A 21,001-nucleotide genomic window follows, 5' to 3' on the forward strand; every position below is an offset into this window, starting at 1 on the left:
GTCCCCTGCTAGTGCCGTCCGGCGGATCCCGCCCCGATCAGGGCCGGATCGTCACCGTCTCCTTGCGCGGCCGGCCGCCGTCGGTGCCCGGAATCAGCACGGTCACCACGCAGACGGTCTGCCCGCCCTCCTCGCGGCTCGACACCGAGAGAACCTGCCCGCCGGTCTGCGCCGCCGCCTGCGCCGCCGCGCCCGAGCAGTCCGCTTGCGCGATCTCGAAGCTGTCGTCGGGGCGTTCCGACCAGTCGAAACCCTGCACCCTTTCCGCCACCGGAACTTTCGCCCCGGTCGTCGCCGCGCCCGCCATGCCGGGCAGCATCAAGGTCAGGAGGCAGGCGATGAAGAGGCGCAGTGGGGTCATGTGGGCCTGATGTGAGCCGGAAGGGCCGCCGGGCGGTGAAGGGCGTGTCTCTAACTAGCAGCCGGTCGCTGAACGACGAATGAATGTAGGCGGCGAACTTTCGTCCGCCGCCTCGTGGCCCATGCTAGCGGAGCGTCTTCTGCGCCGCCAGCCGGCCGATGATCGCCACCACGGCGCCGATCGCTGCCGCGGCGCTGGTCAGCGACACCGTCAGCGCCTCGTGAGTCGCGGCATCGAGCGTGACGCCGAACAGGCCGGCTAGCGCCGCGACGAGCGCGACGATGCCGCCCCAGACGCCGCGCGACTGGTACCAGGGTTTGTCTTCGTTCATGCGCGTCTCCTCTTGCTGGTTTCTTCGCGGGCTCAGACCGCCCGGCCGATCACGGCGCTGCGGGCCGTCCCCGCGCCCCATTGCGGGCTCACCTGGGCGACGCGGAGCGTCAGCGCCGCCGGCAACGCCCCGAAGGCCGCCGCCAGTTCCCCGGCCGGCACCGCCAGCGCCGGCCCGTCCGTCTCCCGCACCAGGAGCCCACCCGCCGCGTCCGTGATCTCGATGCGGTAGAGTTCGCGCTCCTCGCCGAGCGGCACTTCTATGCCGTCCCAGCCGTCGCCGCCGATCCGCGTCCGGCGGATCCAGGTGGCCGTCAGGCTGCCGTCGGCGGCGTAGGTTCCGGCCAGATGCACCGGCGACAGCGGCTTCACCGAGCGGTGGCCCAGCGCCGCGGTGACGCTCACCACGGCCGGATCGTCGAGCGGCCGGCCGAGCGGCGCGACCCGCCAGGCAAGGCTCCGGCCGACGTCCCGGCTGGTCAGCCCGAGCGCGCCGGCGCCGGCATCGAGCAGCACGAAGGCCGCACCCGCCGCCGCTCCCGCCGCCATCGCGTCCTCCGTCCCGCCCTGCCCACGCAGCAGGCCGGCAAGCTCGAACTCGAATGGCGCCACCTCTTCGGCGATCTCGAACTGCAGCACTTCCCAGAGCCCCGGCGCGGCTTCCACGGCGCAGAGATTGCCGCCGTCCAGCATCGCCGCATGCGAGATCGACGCCAGCGCGCCGCGATAGAGCCGCACCCGCGGCCGGTTCGCCCGGTCGACGATCCCGACCGGCCTCGCCGCCAGCGCCCGCGTCAGGATGCCGGCGGTCGCCGGGCGGCTCGCCGTCGCCCGCCGCTCGGGTGCGCCGTCGGTGCCGGCGGCGGTGATCACACAGGGGACCCAGGGTTTGGCGACGACGGCAAAGCGCGCGCCGGCGATGCCCTCGCCGCCGTCCGGCAGCGGCAGGTCGAGGAGATGCACCACCGGCCGCGACGCCAGCCCCGGCCGGCCCGGCTGCGGCGTTGGTCCTGGCGCGCCCTGGTCGGGCCTCGCGCGCCGGCGCGGCGGCAGGCGCCGCGCCTCGATGCGCCGCGCCGCGCCGGTCTCGATCCGCGTCACCAGCCAGTCGCCCGGCCGCTCGGCAAGCGTCACCACGTCGCCGGTCTCGAGCCCGAGCATCGACGGCGCGACGGCAAGCCGCGCGGTCTCCGCGATGACGCCGGCCTCCTGCAGCATCGCCGCCGCCAGTTCCCGCGCCTGGTCCTCCTCCAGCACCACCGGCAGGTCGACGACCGCCTTGCGCGGATGCGCCGCCTCCGCCCGCACCGCCTCGGCCGAGGCCGGCTGGTAGGCGCGGGCCGGATCGAGGAAGCCGAGCGCGATCTCTTCCGCCGCCTCGCCCGCCTCGCCGCGCCGCCGCTCGACATAGGCGCCCTCGTCGTCGACGAACGCGCCGATGTCCGAAACCGGCGACACCCGCGCCAGCGAGCGGAACACCAGCCCGCCGCCCGAGACATGCGCCACCGTGCCGGTCAGCCGCATCAGCTCTTCCAGCGCGCGGCGCGCCGTGTCCGGCCCCGAGACGACGAAGCCGCCGATCGAGGCTTCCACGGCGGAGACGTCGTAGTCGCCGATGCCGTGGTCCTCGAGCATCGCCGCGATCAGCGCGTCCACCGGCGCATTGGCCAGGCGGCCGCTCAGCCAGTGGCCGCGCCGCCAGTTGTCGCCGTCGCTCCAGACGTCGGTGCGGCCCGGAAACGCCGGATAGGGCCGCGCATCCCAGGTCCAGAGGTGGATTGCGCCCGGATCGACCATCCGCCCGCCATAGAGCGGCGAGACCGGGTTGTTCGCCGCGGTGAAATCCGGCGAGGCTGGGTCCCAGTAGCCGAGCTGCGCCTCGAGGAACCGCCGCTGCACCAGGTCGTCCCGGCCGCCGGCGGAGAAATGCGGCACGAAGCTCTCGGACGATTTCGGATCCACGAAGACATTCGGCTGGTTCGGCCCGCGGTGGATCGCCGGGCAGCCGAGCTCGGTGAACCAGATCGGCTTCGACATCGGCACCCAGGGCGACGGGCCCGCCACCTCCACGCCGCCGCGCCGCTCGACATGGGGATTGGCCCACCAGCTGGCGATGTCCTTCGGTCGGAACACCCACGGCTTGCCCGCCGCGCCGTCGGTGATCGGGGTGCGCAGCCCGGCCGCCCGGTCGGCATCGCCGGCATAGTACCAGTCGAAATACTCCCCGCCCGCGATCCCCGCCCGCAGCGCCGGCACATCGTAGTCCGACGGCGCGCCATCCTCTGCCGTGGCGCCGTCTCGCCGGTCGGCAAGCGGCAAATAATTGTCGATGCCGACGACGTCGATCGCCGGCGAGGCCCAGAGCGGATCGAGATGGTAGAATACGTCGCCCGACCCGTCCGCCGGCTGGTGGCCGGAATACTCGCTCCAGTCCGCCGCATAGGTGACGATCGCTTCCGGCATCATCGCCTTCACCGCCTCGGCGATGTCGATCAACCCCTCGACGAAGGGGAACCGCCCGTCGCCGTCGCGGATCTGCGTCAGGCCGCGCATTTCCGAGCCGATGACGAAGGCGTCGACGCCGGCAAGCTTGGCTAGATGCGCCTGGTGGAAGATCATCCGGCGATAGGACCATTCGGCCGGCCCGGAATAGCCGATCCCGCCCGCCCCGACGCTGAAATCCGACGGATCGGCCGTTCCGAGAAACGCGTCCACCGCCGTCCGTGCCGCCGCCGTGCCGTCCGGCGAGCCCGGCCTGCCGGGCGCGATATCCAGCGTCATCCGGCCGCGCCAGGGAAACGCCGCCTGCGCCGCCCCGCCATAGGGGTCGGGCAGCGCGTTGCCTTGCGGCACGTCCATCAGGATGAACGGGTAGTAGGTGACCGCGAGCCCCCGTGCCTTCAGGTCGGCGATCGCCCGCAGGACGCCGGCGTCGCTCGGCGTGCCGCCGAAGGCCGGACCGCCGCCGAGCCGGCTGATCAGCCTTGCGCCGCCGCGCCCGACGCCGCCGGCCCGCCAGGTCTCGTCCTCGTCGCGCGCCGAAAGTTCCACCCCCGGCCGCAGCGTGCAGTGCCCCGCCCGCAGATCGTCGCCGAACCAGGAGACGACCAGCGCCGCGCGCCCGAGCGCCGGGCAGAGCGCGCCGAGTTCGTCCAGCGAGGCCGTCCAGTCGCTGGCCTTGTAGAGCATGTTGCGGTTCACCAGCCGGTCCTCGCCCGGCCCCAGCCGCTCGCGCACCGGGCGCGGGTCGAGCCCGTGCTCGCTGGCGCCGGGGATGATCGTCACCGCCCGGATCTGGCTCTCCAGCCGGCCCACCGGGCGCAGCACCTCGCAGGAGATCTGCGGGATGCGGTTGCCCCAGCGCTCCAGCGGCAGCCGCTCGAAGACGAGATAGGCAAGGCCGCGATAGGCCGGCGCGTTGCCCGCGCCCTGCCGCGCCTCGATCAGCGGATCGGGCGCCTGTCCCTCGTCGCCGCGATAGACGCGGTATACGATGTCGGAGAGGTCGAGTTCCTCGCCGTCCGCCCAGACCCGCCTTATCGCGGCGATCGGCCCCTCGCAGAGCCCGACGGCGACATTACCGTAATAGCTGTAGGTGGTGACCTCCACCCGCGGGCCGCCCTTGCCGCCCTGGCGCTCGGTGTCGGAATCCTCCTCGAAACGCGTCGTCCAGATCACCTGGCCGGCAACCCGCGCGCTGCCGTAGACGCGCGGGATGCCGGCGCCCTCGTCGGCCTGCATGATGCGGCTGCCTGTGAGCCGCGGCCCCTCGCTGCGCGTCGTGCCGCCGAACAGCCAGGAATCCACCGAAGCGCCCGCCAGCGCCCCGGCGGCGCGGCCGAGCACCGCGCCGAACGGCCCGCCCAGCACGCCGCCGACGAGGCTGCCCGCCGCCTGCAACAGGATCGTCGCCATCACCTACTCCGGAAACCGAAAGACGCCGGCGATCCGCGCCGACCAGGCATGCGGCAGCGGCGAGGAGACGACCGCGGCGCCCTCATAGGCGTGGATCACCCGCCCGTCCGCGTCGGCGATGCCGCAATGGCTCGCCGGCGCGCCGTCCCGCCAGCGAAACAGCAGCACGTCCCCCGGCAGCATCCCGGCGGCCTCGACCGCCACGAGATGCCGGCGCGCCGCTTCCATCAGCCGGTCCGGCCCGCCGCGCACCGCCCAGTCGGTGCGATACGGCCCGGGCGCCTCCGGCTCGCTTCCGTAGAGCTCCCGCCAGACCCCGCGCACCAGGCCGAGACAGTCGCAGCCGATGCCGCGCCGGCTGCCCTGGTGCCGATAGGGCGTGCCGAGGAAGCTTCGTGCCACGGTCAGCGCCACCGCCGGCCGCGTCGACGCGGTCATGGCACCACCGGCGAGCCGTCATGGACGCCGTCGCTCTTGGCGATCGAGAACACCTGGTCGCCGCCCGGAATATGCGGGAAGCCGCGGAAATTCGCCTGATTGCCGAAGCGGTCGCGGCAGGTCGAAAAGCGCCGATCGCAGCCTTCGGTCAGCCGCAGCCGGTTGCCCGGCTGAACCGCCGCCTCCGGCGGATCGGCCAGCGCCACCCGGACCGTGCCGAGCCCGGTCGTCGCGGCCGTGACGACCTCCGCCGCCAGCCCCGCCGCCGCGCCGTCGAGAAACACCGCCCCGCCGAAGCCGAAGCGGCCCGGATTGCCGCCAAGGTCGCCGGCCACCAGCACCGCGGCAGCCTCGGTGCCGGCGATGACCACCTCGATCGTATGGGGCGGCTCCTGCGCCGGAAACCGGCAGCGATGGTCGCCGAACACCGCGTCGCAGCGGCGCCGATAGAGCCGCCCGCGCACCCGGTCGAGCGCCGCCGTCAGCCCGCGCAGTTCCGCGGCAAAACCGGTCTCGCCGTATTTCACCTCGCCGAGTTCGGCGACGTCGAGCAGCAGGTGCGACGCCGGGTCCTGCCAGTCGACGGCGAAGATCTCGACCCTCGCGCCGTCGAACCGACCGGCCCTGATGTCGGCCTCGTCGATCGCCGCCGACGCCAGTGCGCCCTCCACTTCCGATGTCGTCGCCGCCAGTCCGAGCGTCGCCTCGGCCTCCGTCGCGCTCAGCCCCGTCGCCGCCTCGAACACGGTGCCGGCGAAATGCAGCGGCGCGTCGTGGTCGGTGAAGCCGAGGACGACGCCGTCCTTGCGCGTCAGCCGCCAGCCATGCGCCAGCGTCGTCGCCGGAAGCGCCAAATGGGCGGCCAGCGCCGCCGGAATGTCCCTCATGGCCGGATCTCGATCAGCGGAATGGACGGGATGTCGCCGGCCTCGAAGGCGGCGACGTTGACGCTCAGCTGCTCGACGTCGAAGCGCACCGGCACGTCGAAGGCGAAGCCCGCCGTCACCGCCGCCCCGGCGCCCGGCGGCGCCGCGAAGGTGACGCTCCCGGACACCGTGTCGATCGCGAAACCCGCCGCGACCTCCACCCCGTCCACCGCGACCGTCACGGTGCCGGCCACCGGCTTCTCGATCGGCCGGTGATAGGCCGCCTCGCCCTCGCCGTAGATCTTGCGCAGGCTGAAGCGCGTCGTCACCCCGTCGCCGATGCCGAGCAACTGGTCGAACGCCCCGGCCGGCGCGCCATACGGCGCCGTATGCCAGTCGAGCGGGTCGCGAAAGCGGAAGCCGGTCAGCCGTCCCCGCCGCGCCTCGAAGAACGCCAGCACTTCGGCGAGATCGGCGAGGCTCCGCAGCCCCGACCCGGCATCGTAGCGCCGCACCGAATGGCGGTGCCGCAGATTGCGGTGCTCGAACCCCGTCGACAGCCGCACGATCTCCACCCGCCGCCCCGGCCCGCCGCTCGTCCCGAAGGACAGCCGCAGCGGAAACCGCACTTCGTCGAACGCCGCGATCGCCATGGCTAGAGCCCCCGCCGGCCGCGGCCTGCCGCGCGCGCCAGCATCGCCTGGATCTGCGCCTCCGAGCGCCGGAAGCTCTCGGCGTCCGGGCTGGTCACGTTGAAGACGATGGAAGGCCCTGCCCCGCCGCCGGGTGCCGCGACGCCCAGCGTGCCGTCAGCGCCGCGCCGCAGCGGCAGGATCGCCTCCGCCCCCGCCTCGCCCATCAGCCCGAGGTTTCCGCCGGCCGGAAAGAAGCTCGGCGTCCCGACGACGCCGCCCTTGGCGAACGGCAGGATGCGCGGCGCCTGTCCCGCCACCGCGCCGATGCTCCCGAGCACCTGGCCGAGCTGGCCCGCCGCCAGGCTGGTCAGCGGCCGCAGCGCCGCGTCGAGGGCGATGCCGGAGATGCGTTGGGCGAGCTGGCGCAGCACCGTGTCGAAGCTCCGCCCGCCTGATACCGCGCCGCGCAGGGCCGAACTGATCGCGGTCCCGAAGCTGTTTGCCCGGCGCGTCAGGTCGTCCATCGCCTGCGCAAAGCCGCTCGTATCGGCGACGATGGCAACGCTCAGCGTCTCGTCATCTTCCATGGATCGTCCCTCAGGGGTCGGGAAACTGCCGGATCAGCGCGGCCAGCTCGGCCCGCCGCAGCGGCTGCAGGATCGGGCCGCCGACGGGCCTGAGCGCCGCGGCGAGTTCGCGCGGCGTCATCGCCCAGAAGTCGCGTGGGGCAAGCCGCAGATGGCCGAGCCCCGCCGCCATCGCCGCGTCCCAGGGAAATGCCGCGCCGCCGGCCTGCTCCGCCGGCGCGGCGCTCAAGGGTTTGCGCCGGTCTCCGTGCCCGGCTCCGGCACCCCGAAGGCGGCCGTCAGCAGTTCCGCCGCGAGCCGCGCGGCGCCCGCCGCGCCGTCCTCGATGTGCATCGCCGCCACCTCGGCCTCGCTCGCGCTATCGCCGGCGCCCCGCAGCCCGGCGCTGAGGATGCGGATCAGGTCGCGCGCCGACAGCCTTCCGGCGCCGAAGCGTTCGGCGAGGTCCGCGAGATTGTCGGCGGCGAAACTGTCCTCCAGCTCCGCGAGCGCCCCGAGCGTCAGGCAGAGCGTCCGCTCGCTTCCATCGATGATCGCGGATACCTCGCCGCGCCGCCGGTTCGCCGCCATGGTCAGAGCGCCGCGAAGACGAGCGCGCCGGCCGATTCCAGCGTCGCCTCGAAGCTCACCTCGCCATTGTGCTCGCCGCCATATTCCAGCGCCGTCACCTGGAACGGCCCGGTAATAGTGCCGAAATCCGGGATCACCGCCTGGAACGGCACGACCCGCGAGGCAAAGAAGATCTGCCGCAGCGCCGCGTCCGAGGCCGCGTCCTTGAAGATGCCGGCGCCCGACAGCGAGGCGCGCTGCACCCCGGCCCCGCCCAGGAGCTCGCGCCAGCGCCCAGCGCTCTCGGCATCGGTGATGTCGACCGTCTCGGCATTGAAGGCGATCCGCCGCGTCCTGAGCCCCGCCAAGGTGACGAAGCCGCCATTGCCGGCCTCGTCCACCTTCAGGAGCAGGTCCTTGCCTTTCTGGGCCACCATTGCGGAATTCCTCATCTCGGCGCCGGCGCACCGGCCATGAAAAAAGGCGACCCGAAGGGCCGCCTGGATGTCACTGCTGGACGTCGATGCTTGCAGGGCGCCGCCGGCGCCCCGCTGGTCAGGCGACCGGTTCGGTCACCGCCCGGAACCGCAATATGCCGTGATAGGCGGTGGATTCCGGCTCGCGCCGCGCCTCGGCGAATTGCAGCTGCAGGTTGATCAGGTGATGGCCCGGCAGCGCCATCGGCGTGTTGCTCAGGCGCTCGACCACCTTGTCCATGATCTCGTAGGTTTCCTGCTTGCCGCCGCCCTTCGCCCAGACATGCAGCGTCAGTATGTGTTCCGCCCCGTCCTCGGTGCCGGTCGACCAGTCGACCACCGCGGTCCGGCCGAGGGTCAGATACGGAAACTTCGCCTGCTCCGGCCGGCGGTCGAAGACCTTCGGACCCCCGAGCAGCGCCGTCAGGCCCGGATCGGAGGTCAGGGTCTGGAAGATCACGCTCTGCAGTTCTGCGCTCGGATGCGCCATGTCACCATCCTCGCTCGCGTTCTGTTCTACGCTGTAAGATACGTTGATCGCCGCGCCGGGGAAGACGCCGACGCCGCGAATTATCTGAAATTTTCGTCATACCCCGCGCCGGCCCTGTCGCGCGCCCGGTTTCACGGGTCTTTGCGGGCGTCGCCGCGCCGTGCCGCCTTCGCGAACACCAACCCGGCTCCCGCTTCCCGCAAACGCGACGTCCGCGGCAGCGGCGCGTTCCCGACGAGGTCCCGCAGCGCCGCAAGCCGCGCCCGCAACGCCGCCGTGTCCGCCGGCATCACCGGCCGCAGCCTCGGCGCCTTCACCCGCACCGTGACCCGCATTAGGCCGCCTCCTCGCAGCGGCAGACCAGGTACCGGCCCGTCTCGTCCGGGTCGTGCACCGACCGGATCAGCAGCCGCCGCTCGCCGAGCCGGAACGACCGCCCCCGCGCCACCTCCGGCGCCGCCCGGCAGATCACCCGGTGGGTGATCGTCGCCTCGCGGCTGTCGAAGCGCTCGCGGTCCCGTGCCGCCACCGGCTCGACATGCGCCGAGATCTCCCGCAGTTCGACCCATGTTTCCGACGCGCCGCCGGCGCCGTCTGGCGTCGCCACCGCCTCCTGCAGCGACAGGCGCTTCCTCAGGAGCGACGGATCGAGAAACAGCGGCGTCATCCGAGCGTCACCCGCCGGTAGGGGGCGAGCAGCGCCAGCGCCTGCTTCGGGATCGCCGCCGGCTGCAGCTGCGGATCCACCGCCGCGCGCAGCTCATACGATGCCGCGACGATCATCCGCAGCGCGACGCGGATATTCTCCGGCACCGCGCCTTCGCCATAGCCCGCCTCGAACTCCACCTCGACGCCGTTCACTGCCGCGGCCCGCACCGCCGGCGACAGCCTTATCGCCTCCAGCCCCAGCGCCCGCTCGACGATCGCCTCGTCGGCATCAAAGCTCACCGGCTCACCCGCCGGACCGTAGGCAGTGATCGCGACGATCCCGGCCAGCGGCCGCCGCGTCGTCTCGATCCAGCCATGCGCCGGCAAATCGTCCAGCGCCAGCCGGAACACCCGCCGCGCCAGCACCAGCCCGGTCATCGCCTCGATGCCCTGGCGCGCCGCGCGGACCAGATCCCCGATCAGCCCGTCCTCGTCGTCGCGCTCGATCCGGCACCAGCTCTTGGCCTCGTCGAGCGTCACCGGCTCGGCGCCGCCGCCGAGGTCGATCGTCGTCGTCATGGTCGTCTCCCCGCATGTAGCCCGGCCGGGCGCCATCGCCCGGCCGCCTGTCGTGGTCGGCCGTCCGTCAGGCGGAGAACTCAAGGAACTTGGCGGCGTCGAAGTCCTGCACCCCGCCGCCGACCCGCTTGGTCGTGTAGAACAGGACGTACGGCTTGGCCGAATAGGGGTCGCGCAGCACCCGCACCCCCTGCCGGTCGACGATCAGGTAGAACCGGGCGAAGTCGCCGAAGGCGATCGCCTTCGATCCCGCCGCGATGTCCGGCATGTCCTCAGCCTCGACCATCGGGAAGCCCATCAGCGTCGCCCGCGCCCCGGCGCCCGCCGGCGGCTGCCAGAGATAGTTGCCGTCGGCGTCCTTGATCTTGCGCAGCGCCGCCTGGGTGCGCCGGTTCATCACGAAGCTGGCGTTCTGCCGGTAGCCGGCCTTCAGCGCATAGACGAGGTCGATGAGCACGTCGGCCGCCGTGTCCGGCGCGAAGCCGCCGTCCGCGCCGCTGGCGATCGTGCCGACCGCGCCCCACGCCCAGGCCGCCTCGTCCACCGTCGGCACGGTCATGAAGCCGGCCGGCTTGTTCACCCCGTCGCCCGAGACGAAGGCGGCGCTTTCCTGCGCGGCGAAGGCCTGCTCCACCTCCTCGCCGATCCAGCGGTCGATATCGACGGCCGCATCGTCGAGCAGCGCGTTGGTCGCCGCCGGCATGGCGTAGAGCTCCATGGTCGGGAAGCTCAGCTCTGCCAGTTGCGGCGCCGTCGTCTGCGGCCGCGCCTCGGTCTCGCCGACCCAGCCGGTCTGCGCCCCGGTGATCGCGAAGGGCTTCTTCAGCACCGAAGCCGAGACCGTGCGCACCGTGGCGATCGAGCGGATCGGCGAGATCGCCGCGAGGCGCCTGCCGATCTCCGTCTCGGTTTCGTCCGGCACCAGGAAGCCGCCATCCGCCCCGGTCAGGCTGGACATCGCCTTTTCTTCCAGCCGCCGCAGCTCGCGCTCGTCGCCGGCCCGCACATAGCGCTCGAAGGCCTGCTTGCGCTCGCTCGGCAGCGCCCGGCCGCCGCCCTCGTTGCCGGCGAGCGGCGGGCGCAGCTGCTTCAGCGCCAGCCGTTCCATCCGCCGCTCCTGCTCGTCGAGCGCCCGGGAGATTCGCTCGACCTTCTCCTCGGTCAGCACGTCGGCGCTCATGCGCTTCTCGATGGCGCCGAGGCGCTCGTCATTGGCCTCGCGGACCCCCTCGAACGCCTCCATGAAGTCGTCGAAGCTGTCGCGCGAACCCGGCGTCGCCGCCTTGGTCGCCGGGGCGGCGGGAGAGAGATCGTTCATGCTGTTCTCCGTTCTGTCAGTGGGCGATGAAGGCCGGCCGCGCGCTGCCCGTGGCGGCACGGCTGAAGGCAGGTGCGATCAGCCGCGCCCGCTCGTGCATCGGAAAGGTCACCAGCGAGATCTCCCAGAGATCGATGGTGACGAGCCGGCGGCGCGTCGCGCCGACGCCGCGGCGGGCCAGCCGCGGCCGGAAGCCGATCGACAGCCCGTCCAGCGCGCCGGCGGCGACCAGCTCGGCCGCCTCGCGGCCCGCCTGGGTCGACAGCGCCAGCCGCCCCTCGACATAGAGCCCCTCGCGGTCCTCGCGGATCGCGGTCCACACCCCGATCGGCCGCGCCGGATCGTGCTGCCAGAGCATGCGGATGCCCGCCGTGCCGCGGTGGCGCAGCGAGGCGCCGAAGGCGCCCGGCTCGATCAGGTCGCCGGCCGTGTCGGTATCGCCAAACAGCGCCGCATAGCCGCGGATTGCCGCCGCCGCCTCGCCTTCCGGCACCGGCGCCGCGCGAGCGCTCATTTCTCGCCTCCGCCGGAGCCCGGCCGGGCGCGGAACAGGCTCTCGGCGAAGCGCTGCAGCACCCCCAGCCCCCACCAGGCGCAGAGGCTCGCGACGGCCGAGCCGATCAGCGCCAGCTCGACCGCGCTCAGGCTGTCGTCGAGCCGCATCCGCTCGGCGAGGATCAGCCCGACCGGCGGGCCGAAGACGAGGCCCGTAACGATGCCGGTCAGGAACCGCGTCGCCGCCTCGCGCCGCCCGCGCGGCAGGAGATACGCCACCGAGATCGCCGATCCGGCGATCGCCCCGACCAGCTTCGACAGCCACAGCGCCAGCGCCGTCGCCGGCTCGGCGCTCATCGCTCCGGCTCCGTCCGCACGGCGGGATCGCCCTGCCGCGGATTGACATTCGACCGTCCTCGCCGCATGGTCTTCCCGTCCTGATTTTGATGTCGATGTTTTTCAGCGGTGCCTCTGGCGCCGCTCCTTTTTTGCGCGTCCGCTTTCCGGATCGCGTCCGGAGGCCGTCAGCCCTCGGCGCCGTAGCCGACGGCCTCGCGCTTCTCGGCCCGCGACAGGAAGTCGGCCGACGCCACCCGGTCCCAGCGCGCCTCGCGCTCGGCGCTCAGCCCCTCCACCTTGTCGAGATCGACCGACAGCCGCAGGCTCGGCGCGTCGAAGTGCCCGCCCAGCCAGTCGCCGATCGCCCCGGTCAACCGCGTCGCCAGCGGCAGCACGGTGAGGCGGAAGAACGCCCGGTTCGCCTCGGCATAGTTCGCATAGGTGAGGTCGCCGGGGATCCCGAGCAGCATCGGCGGCACGCCGAAGGCGAGCGCGATGTCGCGCGCCGCGCCGTTGCGTGCCTCGACGAAATCCATGTCCTTCGGCGACAGCGCCATCGCCTTCCAGTCGAGCCCGCCTTCCAGCAGCATCGGCCGTCCGGCCCGCGCCGGTCCCGAATAGCCGCTGTCGAGCTCGGCCTTCAGCCGCTCGAACTGCTCCGGCGACAGGTTGCCGCCATCGGCCGGCTGGTAGACCAGCGCGCCGGACGGCCGGGCGGAATTGTCGAGCAGCGACTTGTTCCAGCGCGACGCCGCATTGTGCAGTTCCAGCGCCGCCTGCGCCGCCGCCAGCGGCGCATAGCCGGTGAGGTCCGCCAGCGGATGGAACAGCCGCAGATGCAGCAGGTGCGGCGGCCGCTCGCTCCCCGTCTCCGCCGCGATCCGCCGTAGCGCCGCGCCCGCCCGGTATTCATAGGCCTCCGGCCAGCCGTCGCGTCCCTCGACGATGCGGATGCGATCGGGCCGCAGCGCATGCAGCGCCTGCACCCGGCCGTCGATGCCGACCGCCTCCAGATACGCGTTGCCCGACAGCAGCAGATGCCCGCACAGCGCCTCGATCAGCGCCGCGCCGTCGCTCGACCCGTTCGGCCGGCGCAGCAGTTCGATGATCGGATGGCCCGCCACCTCCTCGGTGCCGTCATAGAGCACTGTCGGGATCGCCGCGGCGCTCTCGGCGATCAGCCGCACCGATCGATACACCACCGGGTTCTGCATGAAGCCCGACCGCGCCAGCGCCGCATAGCCCTTCTCGCGCCAGGCTCCGTCCTCGCCGGCGCCGGAAAACACCAGCGCACCGCCCGCCACCGCCGCCCCCTTGCGCTCGCCGGGCCCGCCCGGCCGCCCATCATCGCTCCCGCCGCCGAACCACCCGGCGATCGTCGTCTTCCAGCGCATGAGGATCTCCGACTTCGGGCGCCTGACAAAGCGTCACAGGCGCAACAAAAAACCCCGCCGCAGCGAGGTTGGTGATGGTTCTCAGATGGATTTGCGGTGGAGCTGCGCTCTTCCGCTCACACCCCCATGGAGGCGAGGATGTCCTGCATCGGCAGGATCAGCTTCAGCGGGCTGATCGGGGTCGGCTGAAATCCCAGTTGCTCATAGAAACGTGCGGCGTCGGCATCGAGCGCATCCACCACGACGGCACGGAAAGCCACCGCTTGCGACGCAGAAGCCGCGTTTCGAAGCGCATTTGTCAGAAGCGCCTTTCCGATACCCTTGCCGTGCAGGTCCTCGTGCACTGCCAGTCGCGCCAGGAGCGCGATCGGTATTTCGTTCGGCGACCCGTGGGATCGTTGCGAGCGCGGCACGTCCTTGCGCAGGATCATCCCGGCGCACAGCGCATAATAGGCCCGCACCCGCATCTCCGGGTCGCGCACGACGAAGGTCTTCGTGTAGTTCGCGCTCTGGTTGGCCAGCGCCCTGTCCGACAGCCACGCATCCAGGCTCGGCCTGCCGCACCTGAAGTCCGAGAAGTCGTGGCTGTCGGTCAGCGGCTCCGGGGCGAAGAGCCCTAGGGCTTTGAAGTCGCCCACCGGCTGTCATCCCGAAGCAGCGCCGCCAGTTCCGGATGCACCCTGGCCGGCTGCGCCAGCGTCTCCGCCACGGAATCGAAAAGCGCGGCGTCGAGATGCAGGAACCGCTGGTCCATCAGTTCCTTCTCGGCGCTCGCCGTGGCGGCTTCGATGACGAAGCTCGACAGGCTCTTGCCGGAAGCGTCCGCCGCCCGCCTGATCAGCGCCAGCTCGTCGCTGGCGATGCGGACATTGATGTTGCTGGCCTTCTTCACCGCTGTCATTGGCCGATCCTCCAAGACCGATCAGGCATCATCGAAGCGTGGTGCCTTCATGGCTTATGGCACAAGCCGCGTCGTATTGACAATGTGCTCACGTCAGCCCGCGCGGCATGGATTTTCCGCACGCCCCGCTACCGCTGATGCCTAGCACCCTCTCCCCCCTTGAGGGGGAGAAAGCGATTTCATCGGCTTAGCGCCGCAGGCGCTAAACGATAGAAATCGCAAGAGAGGGGTGCTGCCACGCTTCTGCGCAACTCAGCGCCCGCCGGCAACGCTACCCCTCACAACCCCCTTACCCGCGGCTCGCGCACCGGCCCCATCAGCGCCGTCACCGCCCAGACCAGCGCGTCCAGCCGGTCGGGCGAGCGCCCGCCGGTCAGCCCGTCCGGCCCGAAATCCGCCATCTCGTCCTCGAGCTCGGCAAACCGTCCGGCGTGGCGCACGCGGCCCTGCTCGTAGAGCGCCGCCACCGGCTCGGCCCGCACCCACTTGCCGCGGCTCGCCCGCACCGCACGGAACGGCACGGCCGGCGCGCTCGCGCGGATCACCGCCTCGACCATGTCGCCGCCCTGGTTCACCTCGGCGACGATCCGGTCGGCCTCCAGCCGCTCGAACAGCGTCACCGCCGCGCTCGCCCAGACATGCGGCTTCGCCCCTTGCACCGAGGCGTCGGCAAGCACGTAGATCGTCCCGTCCGCGGCCAGCCCCGCCGCGACGATGCCGCAGGCGTCCGAGCGCGTCGTCGAGGATGCCGGCGGATCGACGCCGACGACGATGCGCCGCAGCGCCGGCGCCGCCCGTACCCGCAGCCGCTCGATCGCCGCGACGTCGAACAGCGCGTCCTCGCGCAGCTCCAGCATCAGCCCGTCGAGTTCCTGCCGCCCGAGCCGCGAGCCGCCATAGCGCGCCGCCATCGCCGCCATGAAGCCCGGCGCCAGGTGTATGGCGTTCTCGTCGGTGCGCATGTGCGTCGTCGCGGTGCCCGGATCGGCGATCAGCCGCTTCAGGAGCGGGATCGGCCGCGGCGTCGTGGTGAACAGCGCCCTTGGCCGCTCGCCCAGCCGCAGCGCGAACTGCAGATTGTCGAAACACGCCTCGCCATGCACCCATTTCGCCAGCTCGTCGCCCCAAGCGGCGTCGAACTGGTAGCCGCGCAGCGCGTCCGGGTCCTCCGACGAGAAGATCTGCGCCACCGCGCCATTGGCGTAGACCAGCCGCCGCCGCGTCACCTCCAGCACCGGCCGCGCGCCCAGCGCCGCTCGCATCAGCCCGCTCTCGCCCTCGACCATCACCTCGCGCGCGTCGCCCAGCGTCTCGGCGATCAGCGCGATGCGCCCGTGCGGCCGCGACGCGAAGGGCGGCGTCCCCGCCGCCAGCGCGTTCACCCATTCGGCCCCCGCCCGCGTCTTGCCCGAGCCGCGCCCGCCGATCAGCAGCCACTGCCGCCACTCGCCCCCCGGCGGCAGCTGCGCCGGCCGGCCGACGGTGTGCCAGGGCAGCATGGCGCCGAGAAGGGCGGCGGCCGGGGACTGGTTGATTTCCCGTGCGGTCCTGTCCCAGTACTCCGGCTCCCTCAGGGGGCCGTCATGATCCTGCGGGACGTCGTCGCAATAGGCATCGCAGGCTGCCCGACCATCGGCCGGCAGGATCATCGTCCTCCACCGGTGGCATCGACAGCGCCCGCTTGATCGGCCGCCAAATCTCCTTCCGTACCGGCCGCGCCCGCCCCTCCCGCTAAAACCTCCGGCCCGAACAGCAATTCGCCGTGCCGGCGCCGCGCATCGAGGCTGCGCAGCCGCGACAGGAGCTCGGCGCCGAGCCGCGCGGCCTCGGCGTCGTCCTGCGGCCCGCCCGCCGCCGCCAGCGTCTCCAGCCGCCGCAGCTCCAGGAGCTTCTCCAGCACCTTCGCCATCTGGCCGATATGCTCGATGCGCTCCTTCGGCCCCATCCGCCTGGCGCCGGCCCCCGCGCCGGGAGCCGCCGTCGCCCCGCCGCGCTTCGCCGGGCCGCCTTTGGCCGCCGCAGGCGCCCCGGCCACCCGGCGCCGCGTCCCGGCCTGCGCCGCATCCGCCGCCCCGGCCGCCGCCGCAAACTCGGCCCCGCCGTCCCGCCCGACCGTCTCGCCCTTGGGATTATCATCCTCTGCGCCCGCGACATCCGCCTCGAACGCCGCGATCTCGCGAACCAGCAGGGCCAGAAGCCGCTCCGACGCCAGCGCCATCGACCTACTCCCTGCCCCGCCTTAGATAACCCGCCGCCGGAAAAGCAAAAGGCGGCCGAAACTCTCGTTCCGCCGCCCGCAAATTTCCGACTGTGCCCGAACCCTACGCGACCACCGTCACGCTGTCAAGGGATATTTTCCTATATCGCGACACTCCCTCTCCCCCCTTGAGGGGGAGAAAGCGATTTCATCGGCTTAGCGCCGCAGGCGCTAAACGATAGAAATCGCCAGAGAGGGGTATTCTTCTCCTCGCCGCTCCGCGCCCGGCATGAACGCCCCCTCACCCCTCTCTTGCCTTTTCTGCGACTTGGGCCTCGGCATGCCTCGGCCCAAGACCGCGAAAAGGCTTTCTCTCCCTCAAGGGGAGAGAGGGCGCCCACACCGCGAACGCTTGCGGACTCAGCGGCCAGCGCGCCCACTCTCCAACGGAGCGAAAGCGCCCTGCCCCCCTACGCCGCGTCCTCCAGCGGATCCTCCCCCGGCCATTCGACGATGTGGTCCTCGTATTCCTCCAGCTCTTTGCCGAGCTCGCTGACCGTGCGGCCCTGCGCCGAGATGCCGGCCTGGTGCACCGTGTCGGGATCGCCGGAGACGAGGTGGTGCCACCAGTAGAGGTCGCGGCCCTCCGCGACGAGCCGGTAGGCGCAGGTCTGCGGCAGCCAGGCGAGCTCGCGCACCATCGCCGGGTCGAGCTGCACGCAGTCCGGTACGGTGGCATGGCGGTTCTCGTAGTCGCTGCAGCGGCAGCTCTGCCCGTCGAGCAGCTGGCAGGCGAGATTGGTCCAGGCGATCTCGCCGGTGTCCCAGTCCTCGAGCTTGTTCAGGCAGCAGCGCCCGCAGCCGTCGCAGAGCGATTCCCACTCGGTCGGGCTCATCGCCTCGAGCGGTTTGTCGCGCCAGAACGGCGTGTTGCTGGATTCACCCATCTTGGAAATGTGAGCCGATCGTTCAGGACATTTTCTGTTTCACGACGTATATGGGAGAAGCAGTAACACCTGAAGGGGCATTGGCGGTCGCGTGCGCCGGCGGGACCGTTCGCCGCGGATTGTGACCAAGAGTGACAGGTTGACGTTGCAGGAACCGTCTGAATCCGCCCGGAAACGCCGGCAGCCGTCGGGGCTGATCGAAATCGACGCCTGGATCGATTCGAGCCTGTGGCGATTCTTCCATGCCTTCGCCGCCTGGTGGGAAGGCGTCACCATCTTCTCGCGCAAGTTCCGCGCCCGCGGCTTCAACCGCATCGTGGTGGAACTCGCCTGCGAGGGGCTGACGCTCGGCCTCGTCGGCTTCGTCCTCCTGCTCGCTTTGGCGCAGCCGGCGATGAAGGTGACGGCCAACGGCCTGCCGCAGAATGTCGACTACGCGGTGCTGTTCCTCGACCGCCACGGCAACGAGATCGGCCGCCGCGGCGTGCTGCGCTCGGACGCGGTGCCGATCGACGAGCTGCCGGACCAGTTCATCAAGGCGCTGCTCGCCACCGAGGATCGCCGCTTCTTCGACCATTTCGGCATCGATTTCCTCGGCCTCCTGCGCGCCATGACCGAGAACGCCCGGGCCGGCGGCGTCGTCCAGGGCGGCTCGACGCTCACCCAGCAGCTCGCCAAGAACGTCTTCCTGACCAACGAGCGCACGATCGACCGCAAGATCAAGGAAGCCTTCCTCGCCCTCTGGCTGGAGGCCAATCTCAGCAAGCGCGAGATCCTCGCGATGTATCTCGACCGCGCCTACATGGGCGGCGGCACGTTCGGCGCGGCGGCGGCGGCGGAGTTCTATTTCGACAAGGACATCCGCGACGTCTCGCTGGCCGAGTCGGCGATGCTCGCCGGCCTGTTCAAGGCCCCGGCCCGCTACGCCCCGCACATCAACCTTCCGGCGGCCCGCGCCCGCGCCAACGTCGTCCTGACGAACATGGTGCAGGCGAACTTCATGACCGAGGGCCAGGTGGTCGCGGCGCGGCGCCAGCCCGCCGTCGCGGTCGACCGCTCCGCCATCCAGTCGCCGGACTACTTCCTCGACTTCGCCTTCGACGAGGTGCAGCGCATCGCCAACGAGGCCGGCCTGCCGGAGCGCACCTTCGTCGCGCGCACCACGCTCGACATGGGGCTGCAGAAGCTCGCCGATGAATCGGTCGAGTACCACCTCCTGCAGTTCGGCAAGAACTACAAGGTCGACGAAGGCGCCATGGTGGTCATGGGCGAGGATGGCGGCGTCAGGGCGATGGTCGGCGGCCGCGACTACGGCGTCTCGCAGTTCAACCGCGCCACCAGGGCGCAGCGCCAGCCGGGCTCGTCCTTCAAGGTCTATGTCTACGCCACGGCGATGCAGCAGGGCATGAAGCCCACCGACACGATCGTCGACAGTCCGATCACCATCGGCAACTGGTCGCCGCAGAACTACGGCCGCTCGTTCTCCGGCACGGTGACCCTCGCCAATGCGCTGGCCCGCTCGCTGAACATCCCGGCGGTCAAGCTCGGCCAGAAGGTGGGCCTGGAAAACGTCACCAACCTCGCCCACGAGATGGGCATCGCCTCGCCGCTGCGCAGCGACAAGACGATGCCGCTCGGCACCAGCGAGGTCACCGTGCTCGACCAGACGACCGCCTACGGCGTGTTCGCCAATGGCGGCATGGACGCCCATCGCCATGCGATCATCCAGCTGACCGACGCCTCCGGCAAGGTGCTGTGGGACGCACGGCGCGACATGGCGCCCCGCCACCGCGTGCTCACCGAGGACGCGGCGAAGTCGATGAACGAGATGCTGGTCGGCGTGACCGAGCGGGGCACGGCACGGCGCGCGCAGCTGTCGATGACCCGCGTCGGCGGCAAGACCGGCACGACGCAGAGCTATCGCGATGCCTGGTTCGTCGGTTACACCGGCAACTATATCGCCGCGGTCTGGTTCGGGAACGACAATTACCGCCCGACCAACAACATGACCGGCGGCACGCTTCCGGCGATGACCTGGCAGCGTTTCATGGAAACGGCGCACCAGAACATCGACCTGAAGCCGATCCCCTTCCTTGAGGATCCGTTCCCCGAAGCCAAGCCCGACGCGGTCGTGGCGGAGGGCGCCGAGCCGCCACCGCGCCTCGATACGCTGACCGGCGCGGCGCAGGACGTGCTCGCCGGCATCGCCAGCGCGCTCGACGAATTGCCGCCGCTGGAACCCGAAAAGCTTGCCTCCGCCCGCGCGACAGGCGACGACACGCGGCCATAGGTCGTCCGCCACCGCATCGGGATTTCGGCGCATGCGCTTCATCTTCCTCGTCTTGTTAGCGCTATCCATCGCGCTCGGCCTCGGCGGCTGGTCGGCGCATTGGGCGCTCGACCAGTCGGCGGAGATCGGTACGGTCACGATCGGCCCGTGGGTCGCCAATCCGTCCGCCGGCGCGCCGGACGCCGATCCCTACTCGAAGGCCCGGCTGGCGAAGATCGGCAATCTCACCCTCGGCCTCGGCGAAGGCGTGCAGTTCACCGCCGACCGCGATGCCGCCGGGCGGCCGCTGCGGCGCGAATGCCAGTACCGGCTCGCCGGCCAGACCCCCGCCGCCCGCGTCTGGACCATCGCCCCCTACTCGCAGGAGGGTCGGCTCATCCAGCCCGGCTCCGGCCGCGTCGCCTGGCTGACGTCGAACAATCTGATGCGCGCCGAGGACAATTCCTTCGCGATCGCCGTCGGCCCCCGCGCCCGGGCCGGCAACTGGCTGGCGACGGCGGGGACCGGCCCGCTCGTCCTCTCTCTGTCGCTCTACGACACGCCCGTCAGCGCCGCGAGCGGCGTCGCCAATGTCGAGCTGCCGGAACTGACGCTGGAGAGCTGTCCCGATGCGTAGGCTGCTCCTGGCGATCGCGATCGGTCTGGTCGGCGCTGCGCTCGTCCATATCGCCGTCATCTTCTTCATGCCGACGGTCGCCCAGAACAATGCCTGGGGCCGGCTGTCGGGCCTCGGCCGGATGTACGAGATCGTCCGCGTCGAGCCGCTGCGGGCGGACGGGCCGGATCGGATCGCGCCGACGGCGATTGCCGAGCGGCACGATTTCGCCTTCGTCGATCCGGCGTTCATCGCCGCCAGCTGCCGGTTTTCGCTGGTCGACGGGCCGGTGCGGATGTTCGCTTCCCAGAGCAACGCGCCGTTCTGGTCGGCCTCGATCTACAACCGGCGCGGCGACAATCTCTACAGCATCAACGACCGATCGGCGGTCGCCGGCACGTTCGACCTCCTGGTCGGCACGACGGAGCAGATCATCGACGCCGCCGACGAGCTCGGCATGGACCGGGAGTCAACCTCCATCCCGGTCGAGGTGAACCTCGTCGAGGGCTACATGACGATCCGGGTCCTGGTGGACGAGGAAAGCAAGCGTCCCTCGGTCGATGCCTTCGTGGAGTCGCTAGCCTGCGTGCCCAACGAGCCGGTCGCAGCCAACACCCCGGCGAGCCGGGGCGGCTGACGCCGGACCACCGG

At 71.3% G+C, this 21,001-nt stretch carries 26 protein-coding genes; 3 read left to right on the forward strand and 23 right to left on the reverse strand.

Annotated features, from left to right (window positions below; genetic code table 11):
* Positions 1 to 37: 37 nt before the first annotated feature.
* From LXB15_RS12785 to LXB15_RS12895, 23 genes are all read right to left on the reverse strand, one after another.
* Positions 38 to 361 carry a hypothetical protein gene (locus LXB15_RS12785; protein ID WP_233953305.1) on the reverse strand — a complete coding sequence of 108 codons (324 nt, stop codon included), beginning with the start codon at positions 359 to 361 and terminating at the stop codon, positions 38 to 40.
* A gap of 124 nt (positions 362 to 485) precedes the next feature.
* The gene (locus LXB15_RS12790) at positions 486 to 692 is read right to left on the reverse strand and encodes a hypothetical protein (protein ID WP_233948818.1); all 207 of its coding nucleotides are present in this window, start codon (positions 690 to 692) and stop codon (positions 486 to 488) included.
* 32 nt (positions 693 to 724) lie between these two features.
* Positions 725 to 4,606, reverse strand: coding sequence for a glycoside hydrolase TIM-barrel-like domain-containing protein (locus LXB15_RS12795; protein WP_233948819.1), 3,882 nt, complete (start codon positions 4,604 to 4,606; stop codon positions 725 to 727).
* Between the two features lie 3 nt (positions 4,607 to 4,609).
* Positions 4,610 to 5,044, reverse strand: coding sequence for an NlpC/P60 family protein (locus LXB15_RS12800; RefSeq protein WP_233948820.1), 435 nt, complete (start codon positions 5,042 to 5,044; stop codon positions 4,610 to 4,612).
* The gene (locus LXB15_RS12805) at positions 5,041 to 5,931 is read right to left on the reverse strand and encodes a DUF2163 domain-containing protein (RefSeq protein ID WP_233948821.1); all 891 of its coding nucleotides are present in this window, start codon (positions 5,929 to 5,931) and stop codon (positions 5,041 to 5,043) included. Before LXB15_RS12805 ends, LXB15_RS12800 begins: the two co-directional genes overlap by 4 nt.
* Positions 5,928 to 6,563, reverse strand: a complete 636-nt coding sequence (locus LXB15_RS12810) for a DUF2460 domain-containing protein (protein WP_233948822.1) — start codon at positions 6,561 to 6,563, stop codon at positions 5,928 to 5,930. The genes LXB15_RS12805 and LXB15_RS12810 overlap by 4 nt, the downstream gene beginning before the upstream one ends.
* Before the next feature lie 2 nt (positions 6,564 to 6,565).
* Positions 6,566 to 7,132 carry a phage tail tape measure protein gene (locus tag LXB15_RS12815; protein ID WP_233948823.1) on the reverse strand — a complete coding sequence of 189 codons (567 nt, stop codon included), beginning with the start codon at positions 7,130 to 7,132 and terminating at the stop codon, positions 6,566 to 6,568.
* 10 nt (positions 7,133 to 7,142) lie between these two features.
* Entirely contained in the window at positions 7,143 to 7,361 is a 219-nt protein-coding gene (locus LXB15_RS12820; RefSeq protein WP_255696597.1) for a rcc01693 family protein, read from the reverse strand.
* A complete protein-coding gene (locus tag LXB15_RS12825) occupies positions 7,358 to 7,702 on the reverse strand; it encodes a gene transfer agent family protein (protein WP_233948824.1) in 345 nt (114 codons plus the stop codon). The genes LXB15_RS12820 and LXB15_RS12825 overlap by 4 nt, the downstream gene beginning before the upstream one ends.
* A 2-nt stretch (positions 7,703 to 7,704) precedes the next feature.
* Entirely contained in the window at positions 7,705 to 8,118 is a 414-nt protein-coding gene (locus tag LXB15_RS12830; RefSeq protein WP_233948825.1) for a phage major tail protein, TP901-1 family, read from the reverse strand.
* 118 nt (positions 8,119 to 8,236) lie between these two features.
* On the reverse strand, positions 8,237 to 8,647 hold the full coding sequence (locus LXB15_RS12835) for a DUF3168 domain-containing protein (RefSeq protein WP_233948826.1): 411 nt from the start codon (positions 8,645 to 8,647) through the stop codon (positions 8,237 to 8,239).
* Positions 8,648 to 8,778: 131 nt separating this feature from the next.
* Complete coding sequence (locus tag LXB15_RS12840; protein WP_233948827.1) at positions 8,779 to 8,982, reverse strand: hypothetical protein; 204 nt, start codon at positions 8,980 to 8,982, stop codon at positions 8,779 to 8,781.
* Positions 8,982 to 9,314, reverse strand: coding sequence for a phage head closure protein (locus LXB15_RS12845; protein WP_233948828.1), 333 nt, complete (start codon positions 9,312 to 9,314; stop codon positions 8,982 to 8,984). Before LXB15_RS12845 ends, LXB15_RS12840 begins: the two co-directional genes overlap by 1 nt.
* Positions 9,311 to 9,874, reverse strand: a complete 564-nt coding sequence (locus LXB15_RS12850) for a head-tail connector protein (RefSeq protein WP_233948829.1) — start codon at positions 9,872 to 9,874, stop codon at positions 9,311 to 9,313. Before LXB15_RS12850 ends, LXB15_RS12845 begins: the two co-directional genes overlap by 4 nt.
* A gap of 67 nt (positions 9,875 to 9,941) precedes the next feature.
* A complete protein-coding gene (locus LXB15_RS12855) occupies positions 9,942 to 11,192 on the reverse strand; it encodes a phage major capsid protein (RefSeq protein WP_233948830.1) in 1,251 nt (416 codons plus the stop codon).
* A gap of 16 nt (positions 11,193 to 11,208) precedes the next feature.
* Positions 11,209 to 11,706, reverse strand: a complete 498-nt coding sequence (locus tag LXB15_RS12860; protein ID WP_233948831.1) for an HK97 family phage prohead protease — start codon at positions 11,704 to 11,706, stop codon at positions 11,209 to 11,211.
* Positions 11,703 to 12,044, reverse strand: coding sequence for a DUF6107 family protein (locus LXB15_RS12865; protein WP_233948832.1), 342 nt, complete (start codon positions 12,042 to 12,044; stop codon positions 11,703 to 11,705). Before LXB15_RS12865 ends, LXB15_RS12860 begins: the two co-directional genes overlap by 4 nt.
* Positions 12,045 to 12,211: 167 nt before the next feature.
* A complete protein-coding gene (locus LXB15_RS12870) occupies positions 12,212 to 13,420 on the reverse strand; it encodes a phage portal protein (protein WP_233948833.1) in 1,209 nt (402 codons plus the stop codon).
* Between the two features lie 116 nt (positions 13,421 to 13,536).
* On the reverse strand, positions 13,537 to 14,058 hold the full coding sequence (locus LXB15_RS12875) for a GNAT family N-acetyltransferase (protein WP_233948834.1): 522 nt from the start codon (positions 14,056 to 14,058) through the stop codon (positions 13,537 to 13,539).
* Complete coding sequence (locus LXB15_RS12880; protein WP_233948835.1) at positions 14,037 to 14,321, reverse strand: DUF1778 domain-containing protein; 285 nt, start codon at positions 14,319 to 14,321, stop codon at positions 14,037 to 14,039. Before LXB15_RS12880 ends, LXB15_RS12875 begins: the two co-directional genes overlap by 22 nt.
* A gap of 278 nt (positions 14,322 to 14,599) precedes the next feature.
* Positions 14,600 to 15,820, reverse strand: coding sequence for a DNA-packaging protein (locus LXB15_RS12885; protein ID WP_233953159.1), 1,221 nt, complete (start codon positions 15,818 to 15,820; stop codon positions 14,600 to 14,602).
* Between the two features lie 146 nt (positions 15,821 to 15,966).
* Complete coding sequence (locus LXB15_RS12890) at positions 15,967 to 16,539, reverse strand: hypothetical protein (protein WP_233948836.1); 573 nt, start codon at positions 16,537 to 16,539, stop codon at positions 15,967 to 15,969.
* A 449-nt stretch (positions 16,540 to 16,988) separates the two neighbouring features.
* Complete coding sequence (locus LXB15_RS12895) at positions 16,989 to 17,465, reverse strand: YcgN family cysteine cluster protein (protein ID WP_233948837.1); 477 nt, start codon at positions 17,463 to 17,465, stop codon at positions 16,989 to 16,991.
* Between the two features lie 145 nt (positions 17,466 to 17,610).
* Between LXB15_RS12895 and LXB15_RS12900 the strand changes: the two genes are divergently transcribed.
* From LXB15_RS12900 to LXB15_RS12910, 3 genes are read left to right on the forward strand one after another with little or no spacing between them, the layout of a single operon-like run.
* Positions 17,611 to 19,755: a transglycosylase domain-containing protein gene (locus LXB15_RS12900; RefSeq protein WP_233953160.1), complete on the forward strand. Its 2,145-nt coding sequence runs from the start codon at positions 17,611 to 17,613 to the stop codon at positions 19,753 to 19,755.
* Between the two features lie 31 nt (positions 19,756 to 19,786).
* Positions 19,787 to 20,371: a DUF1214 domain-containing protein gene (locus tag LXB15_RS12905; RefSeq protein WP_233948838.1), complete on the forward strand. Its 585-nt coding sequence runs from the start codon at positions 19,787 to 19,789 to the stop codon at positions 20,369 to 20,371.
* Positions 20,364 to 20,987: a DUF1254 domain-containing protein gene (locus tag LXB15_RS12910; protein WP_233948839.1), complete on the forward strand. Its 624-nt coding sequence runs from the start codon at positions 20,364 to 20,366 to the stop codon at positions 20,985 to 20,987. The genes LXB15_RS12905 and LXB15_RS12910 overlap by 8 nt, the downstream gene beginning before the upstream one ends.
* Positions 20,988 to 21,001: the final 14 nt, after the last annotated feature.

Origin of the sequence: Aurantimonas sp. HBX-1, from assembly GCF_021391535.1 — a bacterium.
Taxonomy (GTDB): Bacteria; Pseudomonadota; Alphaproteobacteria; order Rhizobiales; family Rhizobiaceae; genus Aurantimonas.

What these genes read in the sequence shown, in the direction of transcription:
- LXB15_RS12810 (WP_233948822.1), bottom strand. Translation starts at nt 6,563, where the DNA reads ATGGCGATCGCGGCGTTCGACGAAGTGCGGTTTCCGCTGCGGCTGTCC.
- LXB15_RS12905 (WP_233948838.1), top strand. Translation starts at nt 19,787, where the DNA reads ATGCGCTTCATCTTCCTCGTCTTGTTAGCGCTATCCATCGCGCTCGGC.
- LXB15_RS12860 (WP_233948831.1), bottom strand. Translation starts at nt 11,706, where the DNA reads ATGAGCGCTCGCGCGGCGCCGGTGCCGGAAGGCGAGGCGGCGGCGGCA.
- LXB15_RS12870 (WP_233948833.1), bottom strand. Translation starts at nt 13,420, where the DNA reads ATGCGCTGGAAGACGACGATCGCCGGGTGGTTCGGCGGCGGGAGCGAT.
- LXB15_RS12885 (WP_233953159.1), bottom strand. Translation starts at nt 15,820, where the DNA reads ATGCTGCCCTGGCACACCGTCGGCCGGCCGGCGCAGCTGCCGCCGGGG.
- LXB15_RS12865 (WP_233948832.1), bottom strand. Translation starts at nt 12,044, where the DNA reads ATGAGCGCCGAGCCGGCGACGGCGCTGGCGCTGTGGCTGTCGAAGCTG.
- LXB15_RS12910 (WP_233948839.1), top strand. Translation starts at nt 20,364, where the DNA reads ATGCGTAGGCTGCTCCTGGCGATCGCGATCGGTCTGGTCGGCGCTGCG.
- LXB15_RS12845 (WP_233948828.1), bottom strand. Translation starts at nt 9,314, where the DNA reads ATGACGCCGCTGTTTCTCGATCCGTCGCTCCTGAGGAAGCGCCTGTCG.
- LXB15_RS12795 (WP_233948819.1), bottom strand. Translation starts at nt 4,606, where the DNA reads ATGGCGACGATCCTGTTGCAGGCGGCGGGCAGCCTCGTCGGCGGCGTG.
- LXB15_RS12895 (WP_233948837.1), bottom strand. Translation starts at nt 17,465, where the DNA reads ATGGGTGAATCCAGCAACACGCCGTTCTGGCGCGACAAACCGCTCGAG.
- LXB15_RS12790 (WP_233948818.1), bottom strand. Translation starts at nt 692, where the DNA reads ATGAACGAAGACAAACCCTGGTACCAGTCGCGCGGCGTCTGGGGCGGC.
- LXB15_RS12825 (WP_233948824.1), bottom strand. Translation starts at nt 7,702, where the DNA reads ATGGCGGCGAACCGGCGGCGCGGCGAGGTATCCGCGATCATCGATGGA.
- LXB15_RS12890 (WP_233948836.1), bottom strand. Translation starts at nt 16,539, where the DNA reads ATGGCGCTGGCGTCGGAGCGGCTTCTGGCCCTGCTGGTTCGCGAGATC.
- LXB15_RS12835 (WP_233948826.1), bottom strand. Translation starts at nt 8,647, where the DNA reads ATGGCGCATCCGAGCGCAGAACTGCAGAGCGTGATCTTCCAGACCCTG.
- LXB15_RS12850 (WP_233948829.1), bottom strand. Translation starts at nt 9,874, where the DNA reads ATGACGACGACGATCGACCTCGGCGGCGGCGCCGAGCCGGTGACGCTC.
- LXB15_RS12805 (WP_233948821.1), bottom strand. Translation starts at nt 5,931, where the DNA reads ATGAGGGACATTCCGGCGGCGCTGGCCGCCCATTTGGCGCTTCCGGCG.
- LXB15_RS12840 (WP_233948827.1), bottom strand. Translation starts at nt 8,982, where the DNA reads ATGCGGGTCACGGTGCGGGTGAAGGCGCCGAGGCTGCGGCCGGTGATG.
- LXB15_RS12785 (WP_233953305.1), bottom strand. Translation starts at nt 361, where the DNA reads ATGACCCCACTGCGCCTCTTCATCGCCTGCCTCCTGACCTTGATGCTG.
- LXB15_RS12855 (WP_233948830.1), bottom strand. Translation starts at nt 11,192, where the DNA reads ATGAACGATCTCTCTCCCGCCGCCCCGGCGACCAAGGCGGCGACGCCG.
- LXB15_RS12880 (WP_233948835.1), bottom strand. Translation starts at nt 14,321, where the DNA reads ATGACAGCGGTGAAGAAGGCCAGCAACATCAATGTCCGCATCGCCAGC.
- LXB15_RS12830 (WP_233948825.1), bottom strand. Translation starts at nt 8,118, where the DNA reads ATGGTGGCCCAGAAAGGCAAGGACCTGCTCCTGAAGGTGGACGAGGCC.
- LXB15_RS12815 (WP_233948823.1), bottom strand. Translation starts at nt 7,132, where the DNA reads ATGGAAGATGACGAGACGCTGAGCGTTGCCATCGTCGCCGATACGAGC.
- LXB15_RS12800 (WP_233948820.1), bottom strand. Translation starts at nt 5,044, where the DNA reads ATGACCGCGTCGACGCGGCCGGCGGTGGCGCTGACCGTGGCACGAAGC.